Annotated in this window: 13 protein-coding genes; all 13 read left to right on the forward strand. The window is 26.9% G+C overall.

Annotated elements, in window-relative coordinates:
- Positions 1–72: 72 nt before the first annotated feature.
- The 13 genes from XO11_RS00310 to XO11_RS00370 all read left to right on the forward strand — a co-directional run bounded on the left by XO11_RS00310 (position 73) and on the right by XO11_RS00370 (position 16108).
- Positions 73–645, forward strand: a complete 573-nt coding sequence (locus XO11_RS00310; protein WP_014295592.1) for a TetR/AcrR family transcriptional regulator — start codon at positions 73–75, stop codon at positions 643–645.
- A 177-nt stretch (positions 646–822) separates the two neighbouring features.
- Positions 823–1755: an inorganic phosphate transporter gene (locus XO11_RS00315; protein ID WP_050899171.1), complete on the forward strand. Its 933-nt coding sequence runs from the start codon at positions 823–825 to the stop codon at positions 1753–1755.
- Between the two features lie 47 nt (positions 1756–1802).
- Positions 1803–2447, forward strand: coding sequence for a TIGR00153 family protein (locus XO11_RS00320; RefSeq protein ID WP_014295594.1), 645 nt, complete (start codon positions 1803–1805; stop codon positions 2445–2447).
- 147 nt (positions 2448–2594) lie between these two features.
- Positions 2595–4604, forward strand: coding sequence for a CHASE2 domain-containing protein (locus tag XO11_RS00325; protein ID WP_175417945.1), 2010 nt, complete (start codon positions 2595–2597; stop codon positions 4602–4604).
- Complete coding sequence (locus tag XO11_RS00330; protein WP_014295596.1) at positions 4576–5775, forward strand: HD-GYP domain-containing protein; 1200 nt, start codon at positions 4576–4578, stop codon at positions 5773–5775. The genes XO11_RS00325 and XO11_RS00330 overlap by 29 nt, the downstream gene beginning before the upstream one ends.
- Complete coding sequence (locus XO11_RS00335) at positions 5768–6421, forward strand: DUF3307 domain-containing protein (protein WP_014295597.1); 654 nt, start codon at positions 5768–5770, stop codon at positions 6419–6421. The genes XO11_RS00330 and XO11_RS00335 overlap by 8 nt, the downstream gene beginning before the upstream one ends.
- 4 nt (positions 6422–6425) lie before the next feature.
- The gene (locus tag XO11_RS00340; RefSeq protein WP_014295598.1) at positions 6426–8573 is read left to right on the forward strand and encodes a FecR domain-containing protein; all 2148 of its coding nucleotides are present in this window, start codon (positions 6426–6428) and stop codon (positions 8571–8573) included.
- Positions 8574–8597: 24 nt separating this feature from the next.
- Positions 8598–9851, forward strand: coding sequence for an HD-GYP domain-containing protein (locus tag XO11_RS00345; protein ID WP_217671568.1), 1254 nt, complete (start codon positions 8598–8600; stop codon positions 9849–9851).
- Positions 9852–9948: 97 nt separating this feature from the next.
- Complete coding sequence (dnaX, locus tag XO11_RS00350) at positions 9949–11322, forward strand: DNA polymerase III subunit gamma/tau (RefSeq protein ID WP_014295600.1); 1374 nt, start codon at positions 9949–9951, stop codon at positions 11320–11322.
- 17 nt (positions 11323–11339) lie between these two features.
- A complete protein-coding gene (locus XO11_RS00355; RefSeq protein ID WP_175417946.1) occupies positions 11340–13943 on the forward strand; it encodes a glycosyltransferase in 2604 nt (867 codons plus the stop codon).
- 86 nt (positions 13944–14029) lie between these two features.
- Positions 14030–14551 (forward strand): ribosome recycling factor, encoded by a 522-nt coding sequence (frr, locus tag XO11_RS00360; RefSeq protein WP_050899172.1) that lies wholly within the window; start codon positions 14030–14032, stop codon positions 14549–14551.
- Positions 14548–15276, forward strand: a complete 729-nt coding sequence (locus XO11_RS00365) for an isoprenyl transferase (RefSeq protein ID WP_014295603.1) — start codon at positions 14548–14550, stop codon at positions 15274–15276. The genes frr and XO11_RS00365 overlap by 4 nt, the downstream gene beginning before the upstream one ends.
- Positions 15245–16108 (forward strand): phosphatidate cytidylyltransferase, encoded by an 864-nt coding sequence (locus XO11_RS00370; protein ID WP_075780043.1) that lies wholly within the window; start codon positions 15245–15247, stop codon positions 16106–16108. The genes XO11_RS00365 and XO11_RS00370 overlap by 32 nt, the downstream gene beginning before the upstream one ends.
- The last annotated feature ends 7 nt before the right edge of the window (positions 16109–16115 follow it).

Genomic DNA, 16115 nt, shown 5'->3' on the forward strand with positions numbered 1-16115 from the left:
TCAATGATTTGACAATAAGGTAAAATGATGATATAATTCAAGTATGAGTTGATAAAAAGGAGGTTAAATTTTATGGCAAGAAGACCGAATCCAACCTTAAGAGCAAAAAGAAAAGAAAATTTAATGGATTCTATAATAAAAATAATTAATGAAGAATCTATTTCTGAAGCAACAACAAGACATATATGTGAAATGTCAAATTTAACTATTGCTTCTTTGCATTATTACTTTGGATCTAAAGATGAAGCGCTTGTTGCTACAGGCGAAGGGATATTGGAAGAATGGATAAATGAAATATTTAAAAAGAAAACAATGACTGCAGAAGAAAAAATAAGAAAAATTTTTACACCTCCAAAATATATGATAGCCTTTTCACAGATTTTGACATATCCGTATAGACAAAAAGAGGTATCAAAAAAAGCTAGATTTTTGGATATGCAGTTTACCAATACTATAAAAGAATTTCTTAAATTGCACGAAATTGGAATGAATAATATTGATAACACTGCAGAATTAATGAAAACATTCTTAATAGGATTAAGTTTTAAAGTTGCTGCAAATCCCGATGTTATAGACAGCGAATTAAGAAATTTAAAAGAATTTTTCAATAGAAAAGAAGATCTTCCGGATATAAAAGGTTTTTAAAAGAGGATTTAAATCCTCTTTTTTTTAATTTAAAGCAATAATAGAAAGTAATTAAATCTATTACAATTTAATTATTTTAGATTACATATTATTGAATTTTAAAAAAGACGTATTTTGTAGTACAATCAATGATACGTCTTTTTTATTATATTATAGTAGTGGAGGGGTTATATGTTTATATACTTGTTGCCAGCTATATTCTTTGGGTGGTCTCTTGGTGCAAATGATGCTGCTAATATTTTTGGTACTGCTGTTTCAAATAGGATAGTAAAATACAGAACCGCGACAATTATTTCAGCTATTTTCATTTTAATAGGTGCTTTAACTGGTGGAGCAAAAGGAATTGAGACTATAAGTAGCGTAACTGCGCAAAGTTTAATTTCAGGTTCTATTTCCGTTTTTTCAGCGGCTTTAACAATGACTGTTATGACATATTTAGGAGTTCCGGTATCTTCTTCGCAGGCCATAGTTGGTTCAATTATGGCTGTGGGATTAATAGAAGGTGGAGTTAATTGGGCAATAATTTTAAAATTAGTTTTAGCATGGGTTGGAACGCCTATTGGCGGTGCAATATTTGGCTTTTTATCTTATAAATTGTTAGCAATACCTTTTAATAAAATTAATTCTATTTATGCAAAAGAAAGAACGGTCCAAATTGCAACGCTTTTAATTGGAGCTTATGGAGCTTATTCATTAGGAGCAAATAATGTTGCAAATATTACAGGAGTATTTGCAAGTACAATAGGAGTAAATACAGCGGCATTGGTTGGAGGATTGGCCATATCATTTGGTGTATTAACATATAGTTATAAGGTTATGATGACTGTTGGTACTCAAATAATGGAATTAGATTATTTTTCAGCTGCAATTGCTGTTTTAGGTGAATCTATAACAGTATGGATTTATGCAATATTAGGAATTCCTGTTTCTACATCTCAGGCTATAGTTGGAGCGGTTATAGGGGCAGGATATGCAAGAGGCTCAAGATTAACTAATAAAAAAATTTTATTTAAAATAGTTGGCGCATGGGTAAACACCCCTGTTTCCTCAGGAATAATAACAGCTTTAATATATTTTATTTTAAAGGGGATATTTAAAATAAATCTTTAAAAATAATAATAATTTTATAGTATAATTAATATAATGGGGGTGAAAATATGGGTCTTTTTTTTGGAAGAAAAGAAAAGAAAATAATAGAATTATTTAATCAACATCTGGATGCTGTGGATACAACTATCCAGAAACTAAAAGAATTAATAAAAAATCTTGATAAAGATACATCAATTGTTTTAAAATTGGCAGATGATGTAAGAAATTCAGAATCTTATGCAGACAACATAAGAAGAAATGTTGAATCCGAAATGTATTCAGGAGCTTTTTTACCAAATTTTAGAGGTGATTTATTGGGAACGGTAGAAGCTATGGATAGAATAGCAAACAAAGCGGAAAGTGTAGCTGATGAAATTGAATTGCAGCGTCTTGAAGTGCCAGAAGAAATAAGAGAAAATCTTGTTAGATTATGTGAAAAGGCATATAATACCTATCTTGCTGTAAAAGGTGCAGCAAAAGAAATGTTTGAAAATTTTGAAAAGGCCAATGATTTAATAATTCAAACAGAGCATTTTGAGCATGAAACTGATGAAATAGAAAGAGATACAATAAGGAAGATTTATGATCTTGATATTAGCCTAGCGCATAAAATGCAGTTAAAAAAATTAGTTCACAGAATAGCTGATATATCCGATACATCCGAAGATGTTTCCGATAGAATACAAATAATTATATATAAAAGACGGGTATAGTCATCAAACATAAAACTCCCTTCAATTCTTGAAGGGAGTTTTTATTAACATAGTTGTTTGTTTATTATTAATTTGGTTGTAAAAAATGATGAAAATATGTTATAATTAAACTATAAATAAACTATTTTTATGAAGGTGATTAATACAATGAAAAAAATAAAAATAAGAATTACCTTTTTATTAGTACTGTTTTTTCTGGCGATATATTTTATTACATACAGTTTAAACAATCCCTGGATAGAAATTTTTGAACTAAAAACATTGGATTTAAGATATAGAATAAGAGGAATTGAAAAAACAACTCCAAAGGTTGTTGTAATAGCTATAGATGAAAATTCTCTTGTAAATATGTCTACAAGATTTAATGATGAATGGCCCTGGAATAGAGAACATTATGCAAGAATGATAGCTAAACTTTTTAAACTTGGAATAAAAACTATAGGATTTGATGTGTCTTTTACTACTCCTTCAGAAAGTAATATAATGAGTAATGGAAAATCTAAGGACGATATGTTGCTTGCAGCAATCTTAAGAAGATACAATAAAGTTGTTTTAGGAACGTATTTAACGGTAGAAAAAAGCAATTTTGATGAATATAATCCTGAATTTAAAAAGCAATTAGAAGAAAATAAATTTTATTTAAAATATTCATTTAAATTAAAAAATCCAGAGTATTTATCATTGTTTTTTCCGTTAACTGCATATAAGATAATACCTCCTATTCCAGAATTTTCTTCATTGGTACCTGCTTCAACATATGAAATTGGGCAGCTCGATCCTGACGGAGTTGCAAGAAGTCTTCCATTATTATTTAAAGAAGAATGGGCTGCAGATAATGGGTTTAATACAGGATTATTTCCGCATATGGATCTAATGTTGTACGCAAATTATAAAGGTTATAATCTTCAAAATTTTATTTATGATCCAAAAAATTATACAATTGAAATTGAAAATGAAAAGATTAAAACAGATAAAAATGGTTTTTTTCTTTTAAGTTTTTATGGAAAAGGTCCTCAAGTTTTTGATACTATTTCTTTTTATGATTTAGTGTATACCAATAAATATGACAATTATGATTTTAAAGATAAGGTTGCCATTTTAGGTTATTCAGCCACTGCAAAAGGATTATATGATTTGCGAGTTACACCATTTTCCAACGATGAACCAGGTGTATATTTACATGCGACTGCTGTTCAAAATTTGATAAACAATGAAAGAATGACAAGAGTTAATTATTTTTATACTTTGATTATTTTGACTTCTATTTTATTAGTAACCCTAATATTATTATCTTTTAATAAGATATACACCAAGTTATTATCCTTTGTGATTCCAATTGCTTATATATTTATCTCGTATTACTTATTTAAACAGCATATATGGGTTGATACATTTTATCCAGTAATGTCGAGTTTGATTATAGCGGTTGTAGATAATGCACAATCATTCTTAAAAGAATCAAGAGAAAAGAAAAAAATAAAATCATTCTTCTTTAAATATGTACCAGATTTTGTTGCACAGAAATTATTAGAACAGGGAAAAACGGAGCTTGGTGGAGAGAAAAAGAATGTAGTTTTAATAATGTCTGATATAGTAGGATTTACTGAAAAATCAGAAAAGCTTTCTCCAGAAGAAGTTGTTAAGTTTCTCAATTTTTATTTATCACAAATGGCAGATATCATAAGAAATAAATATTATGGAACAATTGATAAATTCATTGGTGATTTAATTATGGCAATTTTTGGTGCTCCTATTGAATTTGGCGATGAAGTTGATAGGGCTATAGCCTGTGCAATAGATATGAGAAGAAAATTAAAAGATATAAATAAAGAATTAAAAAATATGGGATTTGATTTTGAAGTAAATGCAGGTATTGGTATGCATTATGGTGAAGTAGTTATCGGAAATATAGGAGCGGATTTCAGGATGGATTATACATGTATTGGAGATACTGTAAATACAACCTCGCGTATAGAACATTTAACAAGAGATTTAAATGAATGGTTAATAGTAACAGAAGAAATAGTAAAGCGATCTAAAAAATATAAATTTGAATACATTGGAGATTTTAAAGTAAAAGGTAAGGAAAAACCTTTAAAATTATACAAGATTAAGGAAGGAGATTTAGATGACGTCAATAAAGAATCTGATTCTTGAGAATATTAATTTTTTGAAAACAAGAAATATTAATTATAAAATAAAAATAGACAATGATATATTTGAAAATTTAAATAATAAAAATGCAAAAAAGATTTTTGAAGTTCATTATGGAAGTGATATCTTAATAGAATTTTATGATAATATAGATAATTTAAAAGATACTTTTTTAATTAGTTTTGATAAATTGTTAAGGGAATATACAGGAATACCTTCTAAAGATAGTGAAGAAATAATATTTGAAATCTTAAAATATGTAAAAACCGAGATAGATTTAAAAGATACTATAGAGGAATTAAAAAGAATATTTGAAAATATATTCCAGTTAAAAAAAACCGAGATTTATTTATTCAAAGATAATAATAATGTAGATGAATTAAAAAGAGCATTAAATATAAAATATATTGAAGAATTTAAAGAAGATGGAATCATAATAAATAATAATATAATGAATATTCCATTTAAAGTCGATGGGAAGAACTTTTTGTTATTTGAATTGATAAAATCCAGAGAAAAATCTTATGATATTATCGATTACATTGTTGTAAAGAATATAAATGAATATATATCAAAAACCATAGAAACCTCATATTTAGAAACCAGATTTGAAAAAATATTGGATAAATCTTTAAAGGTTTTAACGAGGATTTTAGAGGCAAGAGTGCCTGGTGCAGAAAAACATTGTGAAAGTGTTTATAAAGCTGCAATAAAAATTGGCGAAAAATTGAATTTAACCACCAAAGAACTCAAAGATTTAAAATTTGGTAGTATGATTTTTGATATAGGAAAAATAGGTATTCCTGAAAAAATATTGTTAAAAAAAGAAGAATTAACCAATTCTGAAAAAGAAGAAATAAGAAAACATGTAATATATGGGTACGAATTAGTTTCTAAAATTCCAACAATTCCTGATGGAGTAAAAGAAATAGTTTTATATCATCATGAAAAATGGAATGGAGAAGGGTATCCGTATGGGTTAAAAGGAGATGAAATACCTATTCTAGCACAGATAATAGGACTTTTAGATGCGTATTATTCGATGTTAGAGGATAGACCGTATAGAACTAAAATTCCGAAATCCAAAGCTATTGAATTAATTGAAGATTATAGTGGCGTATTTTTTAATTCACAATTGGTCGAGCTATTAAAAGAGGTGGAATCATATGAATAAAGAGATATTTTTCTATTTTTTGCTGACGCATCTTGTAGGCGATTATGTTTTTCAAAATGGATATATTGCAAAATATAAAAATTCTAAACTTAAAGTTTTAATACTTCATGTTTGTATAATATTCTTATCAATGATTATTCTAATGTATCCAAGTTCATTGAAAATAAATAATTTGATAGTAATTATAACCTTGACAATAATTCATTTTGCTATTGATACAATAAAATTTAAAAATAGAACTAAAAAAGTATTTAATACCCATACATATTATATTATAGATCAAGTTATGCATTTTTCTTCCTTATTAATGGCGAGTTTTTTTTACGAAACTGATCATTTTCTCATCTCTCAACAATATGTAAAACTCATAGCTGTAGGATTATTTAATGCATATTTTGTTAGTTTATTGTTCTATATGATTGATGGATTTTCAAAACCTTATACAAGAGATTATCTTGGATACTTTTTTCGGTTTTCGTTACCCTTTATAAAATATTATGGGGATATGTACTTCTTAATAGCTTCAATTATATTTATAACGTTTTCCATAGTAATATTTTTAAGAAATAATACAGAAAATATAAAATCAGAGAGTGGACCTTTAGCTTTAAGTATAATTATAACTTATTTATCCATATGGAGGTGATGTTATGTTTAAAAAGTGGGGAGTATTTCTTTTGTTTATGTTGTTGTCAATTACATTCTTTTCTGAAATTACTGTAACAACAGAAACACAAACTATTTATGTTGGTGAAAGTGTTAACATTACAGTAAGTGTAGATGATTCAGCAGTAACTCATTTATATGTAGATGTAACCAATGGTGGTTTTGATGATCCTTTTATTCTTTTTGATGGTTTTGATTTAGTGGATGGAACAGCAAATCTTGTGTTTTTAGCTCCATTAATGCCTGGAAAAGCAGAATTAGTATTTTATAATGAAGATAAAACACTTGAGAAAAAGATAGAATTTGACATTTTAGAAGAAAAAATAGAAATGCCAGAAACATCGCTTATAATTCTTGAAAAAGAAGGTAATGTTCTTTATAAAGAAGCAGATTCAGATGTTTGGGATTCTATAAACAGTGATACGGTTATAAAAGAAAATTCGGAATTATTAACTTTAAAAGATGGATATATACATCTAAAAGAACCTGAATTAAATATAGAAATAAAAGTTTCACCTGAAACACAGTTATACATAAAAAAGTTAAGAGCTTCAGAAAGTGGAGATATTGATATTGAATATGAACTTAAAAAAGGTGCAACAGTAAATAAAATAAACGAAATTTTAGCTCCAGGTTCCAAATATTTAGTGGGTTCTGGTTCAGTAGTTGCTGGTGTAAGAGGTACAGAATTTGGTTTTGAAAAAAAGGGTAACAATACAAATATAAGAACATTTGAAGGTACAGTTTACACAATGGTAAATAATAAACTATTCCCTGTAAAAGCTGGAAATATGTTTAATTATTCTCCACAAAATCCAAATCCACAACTTGAAAAATTAGACATGCCTATAGAAGATTATGAGAAAAATTTAATGCCTGAAAAAAAGCAGGAAGAACAGAAACCTGAAACCAAAGTTGAAGAGAAAAAAGAAGAAAAAGTTGCTGAAGAAAAAAGGGAAACACCTGTTGCAGAAGAACCTGCTGCCGCACCTGTAAAAACAAAAGCAAATTTAGGAAACATATCCTTCGGGAAACAAACAAAGGGTAATAGTACATATTTAGTATATTCATTTGCACCTAATTTTGATATAGGTCCATTTGGAATAGGAATAGGTTTCAATGCATACCAGGAAAGCATAGACGGTCCATTATATTATGGAATACCTTCAAAAGAAGCAACTTCCCAGGATTTATGGAGTGCAATATCAATTAATTATTTAAAACTTGATTTCCCAATGTTTTATATAAGATACGGTGTAAGTCCTTCATATACAAAGGGATTAGGGTTATTTATGAATAATTATTCAATACCTTATTCAAGAGTTTTTGATACTGAATTAAGATTTGGAGGATTAAAGTTAGGAATGCATATTCCTTATGAAGTTACATCATTAATGCCATTTAATTATCAAAAAACATCAAATCTTATGTTTGGCTATGTTGATATGGATTTGGGATTATTTAATACAGAAATAACAGGTATTTATAATATGTCAGAAGAAGATCTTAAAGACAATGAATTAAAACAAGCTATATTAGCAACATTATATAAAAAGATATTCTTTATAAAATTTGGTGTAGAAACTGATGTTGTTTATTCAGGTGATGATACACTAACTTATGGATTGCTTATAGGTCCTATGATAGATTTTCCTCCATATTTCCAGTTTATGTTTGGATTTGATTACTTATCAGATGGTTTTAATATGGAATATGTCGGACCATATTACGAATATAATGTTGCAAATGGGAAATATATGGACTTAAATCAGGAAAAATCTATGGGTTTAATAGGAAAATCATATTTAACAATAGCTCCATATTTAAATATTACTCTTGATTATAATAGGCCGTTTAGCAATGCAAGAGATGGATTGTTAAAAGGGAATATGACTGTTAAAATCCCGGCATTAGGAGGACTTCCCGAATTAACGGCAGGATTTAGTTATATCCAGTGGAAATTCCTTGAAGATGATACAGTTGATAGTATATTCCTCAATAAAAATACATGGGTTCAAGGATTCATATATTATCCAGTATTAGAAAATTCAGGAATTATTTATTCAATAAGTTATGATGTAGAAAAAGATGAATTTGAATATACAATTAACTTTGAAACGATTGAATTCTAAGGTGATTGTATGATCAACTGTTTAATGAAAGAAATGAAAATTGTAGGACTACAAATAAAACAAGAAGTATATGGAGAAAAAAATGAAAAAGCTATAACCATAGATGATAATATAAAAATATATACAGAAATAGAAATAAAAGATTTAGAAAAAATTTTAACTTTGAAAAATATGTTTTATAATATTTCTCAAGATAAAGCTGAAGAAATATTTAGTACAAAATGTCATAATAAAAATATTTTGGAATCTGTTAATCTAATTACTGAAAACTTTAAATTAGAAAGCATATTAAAATCAATAGAAGAAACTATAAGGAATCTCTTAAACTCAGATGGAGCAGCTATATTATTGTATAATGAAGAAAAAGATGTCTTAAATTTCTATGTAACTTCTGGTGGCGCAAGTGGTAAAATTGAAACCATTGACGTTCCAATAGATGATTCAATAGCCGGAGAATGTTTTTTAAAGAAAGAAACAATTATAATTAATGACACAACCAAAAGCAAAAAACATTTTAAAAAAACAGATGAAAAATCAAAATATCATACAAGAAACTTAATTGCAACACCATTATTTTTTGAAAACGAAGTAATAGGAGTTTTAGAAGCTGTAAATAAGAAAAAAGGGAAATATACAGATCAAGATAAAGAAATTATGGAAATATTTTCATCATTAATATCAAATAAGTTAAAAAACTCAAAAGTATATGATGATTTAAGTAGCACAATAAAAGGATTAATTCAGGCTGTTGCAACTGCAATTGATTTAAGGGATAATTATACCCATACACATTCAAAAAATGTTTCTGTTTTGGCAGTTGAAATAGCTAAAAAGCTTGGATATAATGACTCATTTATTGAAGAGCTTGAAATTGCTGGATTATTACATGATGTTGGAAAAATTGGAATTCCGGATAATATTTTAAATAAACCATCTAAATTAACAGATGAAGAGTATGAAATTATAAAATCTCACACAATAATAGGTGCCAATCTATTATCTGATATAGACTTTTTATCTAAAAATATACCTTTAGGAGCACTGGAACATCATGAAAAAAATGATGGAAGTGGTTATCCAACTGGTAAGAAAGGTAATGAAATTTCGTTATTTGGTAAAATATTAGCTGTAGTTGATATATATGACGCATTAACAGCAAAAAGAATATATAAAGAACCATGGCCTAAAGAAAAGGTATTAAAAATCTTAGAAAAAGATTGTCCAAAAAAATTTGATTGTGAAATAGTAGAAGCTTTAAAAGAAACTGTAATGGCATAAAAAGGGGGATTTTCCCCCTTTTTATTTTTATAGTGATATGGTATAATTGAAGAGATAGAATTTTATAATAATACGTTTTTGGGAGGTATTTTTATTTATGATAACCTTGTATAGGAAATATAGACCTTTAACCTTTGATGAGCTAATAGGTCAGGAACATATAAAAAAATATTTCAAAAATACAGTGCGTAATAATGAATTTTCACATGCATATATATTCTCTGGTCCAAGGGGAACTGGAAAAACAACTACAGCACGTATTCTTAGTAAAATTTTAAATTGTTCAAATCCGGTTGATGATAATCCGTGTAATAAATGTGATAATTGTATAGCCATAAATGAAGGAAGATTTATGGATGTTATAGAGCTTGATGCGGCTTCAAATAGAGGGATAGATGAAATTAGAAAAATAAGAGATTCAGCTAATTTTAGGCCTGTCCATGGAAAATATAAAGTATATATTATAGATGAATTTCATATGCTTACTAAAGAAGCTTTTAATGCGTTATTGAAAACTTTAGAAGAACCACCGGAACATGTAATATTTATTTTAGCTACAACAAATCTTGAAAAAGTTCCTGAAACTATTGTTTCGAGAGCTCAAGTATTGCAGTTTAAAAATATCACAGAAAAAGATTTAAAAAAACATATAATTTCAATAGCAGAAAAAGAAAATAAAAAAATTACAGAAGAAGCGGCAGGGATTATAGCTAAAAAAGCAAAGGGTGGAGTTAGGGATTCTTTATCACTGCTTGAACAAGTATTAAAATTTTCATCTGAAGAAGTAATAACTGAGCAGATTGTGATAGATGTTTTAGGATTATTTGATAAAAGTATTTTGGATAAATTCATAAATGCAATATTAAAAGGTGATTCTGAATTATTACTTCAAATATCTCGAGAGATATTTGAAGAAGGAAAAGAAATAGAGGTATTTCTTGAAGAAGTACTTGAATATATTTTAGATGAAAAGATTGAAGATAAAAAGAGATTAAATATCTATATAAAACTAACCAGAAAACTTTCAGATTTATTAAAAGAATTAAAATATTCAGAGAATAAAAAAATCTTATTTGATATACATATTTTAAATATTGGATATGAATTAAATATGAAAACAGAAGTTAAAGATGAAAAAGTTGAAATTTTGGATCACGATGAAACAAGAGATGTAATTACAGAAGATTCAAAAATAAATAAAGTGTTAAATATATTATTAAATTCAAAGGAAAAAATGGATCTTTCCATGTATTTTGCTTTAAAACATGCTGAAATAACAGAATCGGAAGATTATATAAAAATAGAGTTTAACGAAAACAATTTATTGGAATATCAAATTTTAAAATTAAAAGCAACAAAATTGGAATTATTGCTTTCAAATGAATCAAAACATTTAATAAAAATTGATATTATATATAAAGGAAATGAAAATAGCGAAGCTAAAAAAAATAACATTATAAAACTCTTTTAAAATTATGGGGGGATTATATGAAAAAAGGATTAATAAGTGCATGTATAATGGCAAAAAACGAAGAACAAAATATCACCAGATGTCTTGAAAGTATAAAAGATTTTTGTGATGAGATAATATTTGTAGATACTGGCTCAACAGATAATACAGTTGAAATAGCAAAAAAATACACAGATAAAATATATTTCTTTCCATGGAATGGTAATTTTTCTGATGCAAGAAATGAAACTTTGAAATATGCTACATCAGAATGGGTGTTTATAGTAGATGCAGATGAAGAAGCATCAGATGAACTTAAAAACAATATACGTGATTTTTTAAAGAGTTTAGAAAAAGATATAGTAGCTGTATATATACCTACAATTAATTATATGGATTTTGATAAAAAAACTACGGAAATAGCAAGTACAGCAAGATTTTTCAGAAATGGAAAAGTGAAATATGAAAATATAGTACATAATCAACCAATTTATAAAGGAAAACAGGTAAAAGTCGATTTCCCATTATATCATTATGGTTATATATGGACTAGATTAAGAAGAAAACAAAAAACAGAAAGAACTTTAGCTCTAATTGAAAAATATCTTAAAGAAAATCCAGATGATATATACTACTTAATACAATACATGAAAACACTTTCCATTGCCAATAAATATATTGAAAAAATGAAAATAGGAAAAAAAGTGGCAGAAATGCTATCTGAAAAATTAAGAAAAGGAAATTATAAACCAATTCCCATGGAAGTAGAGTTTATGTTTCTATGGGGAGTAGAATTAATGAATAAAGGGTATTGGGAAGATGCGATAAAATGGTTTAATATTGGAACCAAATGGAATCTGGATTGTTATTATGGTCTGATGAATGTTTATTATAATAAAAGGGATTGGAAAAATTTAAAGCAAGTTTCTTTAGAATTTATAAAATACTTAAATATTTTTGAAAATAGAAAAAGTGAAATAACCTGGTCAATGCAGTCATTATTTAAGAAAAACGAAGGGATTATATACTTAGCTTTATCTAAAATAAAAGAAAGTGATTTTAATAAAATAGAAAAAATTATAGAAGAAATAGATTATCAAAAAAATACAAACAAAATTTTGACGTTATTGGAAATTACGTTTGACACCTTCATATCTGCAAAAACTATGAAAGAAAAGGAAATAATATTATATATACTTGAAAAATTAATAGAGGGAATTACCAATAACATTCAATACTATCCTGAAAATCATATTAAATGGATAAAAAGAATAAAAACATTTTTTGATAATCTAAAAAATGATCCATATGAATTTTTGATATTTTTAGTTGAAAATTTTGAAAATGAAAAAAATATAGTAGGGTTACTCCTTTCATATGGAGACAATTTATTTGAACTAAGGGATTATGAAAAAGTATTAAAAACATTTTTAAAAATTAGAAGATTGAGACGTGAAGCATCTGACAAAGAAAAAGGTGTGATAGAATTATTAATTGGTGATGCTCTTGTAAAGATGGGAAGGTTTAATGAAGCGAAAAATAAATACAAAAAAGCTGTAGAATTTGAAAAATCATTGGCAAAATTTGTGCAGGTTTTAATAGAAGATATATTAACTCAAATGAATCCAGAAGAAATAATTCCAGCATATATAGATTTAAGAGATGAAATGAATCAAAAAATAGAAATGATATTTGAATTAAAAAGTTTCAATAAAAATGAATTATCCATATATGATTATTATCTTGGAAAAGTGTTTATACCTTTAAAATTTAATTATGCACTAAAAATTAGTTATAATAAAGAATTTGATGAAGCCTACGAAAAAATACTATTACAAATTTTTGATTCTATAAAAGATAATAAAAAATTTAAAGCTTTTATAGGATTAAGACTATATCATTATTATAGAAAAAATAAAAAATTTAAAAATGCAAAAAAATATCTACTTAGTGCATTGGAATTAAATCCTATAATTGCTGATTTAAAAGGAGGTCATTATAATTATACAGGTTTCTATTATGAGAAAAATATAGAAGAAACAGAAGATAAAATTATTGATGTAGTAAATCTTGGTGAAATAATGTCATTATTACCTGTGGTTAATCCGGTTAGATGTTGGTATGAATCAGAAAATAAAGGTATTTTTTATGTTTCTCCTCAACCAGAATACAATTCTATTTATGCGCTTGACAAATTCTTAAAGAAATTTACAAATTATTTTGATACAATTTTTCAGAATCCGCTCAATTCTAATGAATTAAAATATAATATTTCCAGAGCTATCAAAGGAAAAACTCTTGAAATAAATACAAAAGAAAAAATATTTGTTGGTGAAAGAATAACAATAGAAAACAATGAATATATAGAAGATAGAAAGATAAAAGAGATATATGATAGTATTATATATTTAAATCCGGAATATTCAAGAAATATATTTGAAGATATAAAATATTTAAAAGAAAAATTTAAAGAAAATTTGATACTTGTATTCAATCTTGATAAAAATCTATTAGATCGAGATCCGCGTGTTTTAAACATAATAAATATAATGAAATTAGATAAATTTATCGAAACAATTGGTAAACCATATGAATCAAAAATAATAGCTGATAAATACCTTTATATTCATTATAAAAAATGATATAATAAAATAAGAAAATAAAAAATTAATTGGAGGTGGATGTAGTGTCATTAAAAGATCCTATTTTAAAAGAAGCTAAAAACAAAATGGATAAAACAGTAAAACATCTTGAAGATGAATATAAAAAATTAAGAACAGGAAGACCTTCTCCTGCTATGTTTGAAGAAATAATGGTTGACTATTATGGAACTCCTACGCCAATAAATCAAACTGCGACATTAACAGTTGGGGAAGATAGAACAGTTGTAATTACTCCATGGGATAAGAGTTTGTGTGCAAAAATTGAAAAAGCCATAAATGCAGCGAATTTAGGTATGATGGCATCTACAGATGGAAATGTCGTAAGAGTTAAATTTCCAAATCCAACTGTAGAAGATAGAAAAAAATGGGTAAAACATGCTAAAGAATTGGCAGAAGAATTTAAAATCGCATTAAGGAATATAAGAAGAGAAGATATGAAAATAGTAAAAGAAAAACAGAAAAATGGAGAAATTCCAGAAGATGATGCAAGGAAATTAGAAGATGAAATACAAAAAATATTAAAAGAACATGAAGGAAAAATAGATGAAGTATTCCATAAAAAAGAAAAGGAGATAATGGACTCTTGACAGCAATAAGAAAAATCCCCACTCATGTGGGGATTATTATGGATGGTAATGGAAGATGGGCTAAACAACGTGGGTTAAAAAGAACAATGGGGCATGAAAAAGGTGCTAAAGTTGCAGAAGATGTAATACAATGGGCTTCTGATTTTGGCATTAAATATTTAACCTTATACTCATTTTCCACTGAAAATTGGAAAAGACCTCCTGAAGAAGTAAAATATCTTTTTTCTTTAATGGTTAGATATTTAGAATCTCGATTAAATAAAATAGTTAGGGAAAATGTTAGAGTGAGATTTCTCGGAAGAATTGAAGAATTACCTGAAAATGTATATAAAGTCTGTAAAAAAATAGAAGAAAAAAGCAAAAACAATACAAAAATTCAGGTAATTCTTGCAGTTAATTATGGTGGAAGACAGGAAATAGTTGATTCTGTCAACAAATTAATATCTTCAGGAAAAAAAGAAATATCAATAGATGATATTTCAACTAACTTATATTTGCCTGATGTTCCTGATCCTGAATTAATAATAAGAACATCTGGTGAAATAAGAATAAGTAATTTTTTATTATGGCAATTAGCGTATTCAGAACTATATTTTACAGATATTCTCTGGCCGGATTTTACCAAAAATGATTTAGAAAAGGCATTAATAGATTATTCTAATAGGGATAGAAGATTTGGTGGTATTTCATCAGATGAGGGAAGTGGCAATATTGGCAGTAAATAAGAAAAATTTATTTATCAGAACTCTATCTGGCTTCATACTTGGTCCGGTAGTAGTTTTTTCTGTATTTACTTTTCCAACAACAATTGGTTTAGTAACAACCATAGTATTATTAACAGCTATGGAATATTTTGAAATGACTCTGGATAATATTGATCATAAAATTAAGATCTTTTTATCTTTAATGGCAGCTTTTACAAGTGCGGTATACGGATTTACATTAAGAACATATTATGCAGGATTGATATTTTTTGATCCAATTACAATATACGTAATGTCAATAGTAATAGTTGCATTAATTAGTTTATTTATTTTAAAAGATAATATTAAATATAAAAATGTAATAACCAGCTATACATATGCATTAATAGCAATATCATTATTTTTATCGTATTTTTATCATATTATTTTAAATTACGGTTTTACTACAGGATTATTAGCCCTAACCTCTGTTTGGGTATATGACATAGGAGCATATTTTGTTGGGTTAAATATAGGAAAACATAAATTAGCACCTGTATATTCACCTAAAAAAAGTATAGAAGGATTCATTGGAGGAATAATTTTTACGTACGTATATATAATAATATTTGAATATATTAGAGAAATTTTTGATTTAAATATGATAGACCCGTTAAGAGCGATAATATTTGCAATTGCTATAGGTATAGTTGATACTGTTGGCGATTTGACAGAATCAGCTCTAAAAAGAACATATAATTTAAAAGATTCAGGAGAAATTTTACCTGGACATGGTGGAATGTATGATAGAATAGATGGAGTATTATACCTTGCACCTACGTTTTATTTTTTAATGAAAATATTAAGAGTATAATGGAGGT

Source organism: Marinitoga sp. 1138 (assembly GCF_013363265.1).
In the GTDB taxonomy this organism is placed as follows: domain Bacteria; phylum Thermotogota; class Thermotogae; order Petrotogales; family Petrotogaceae; genus Marinitoga; species Marinitoga piezophila.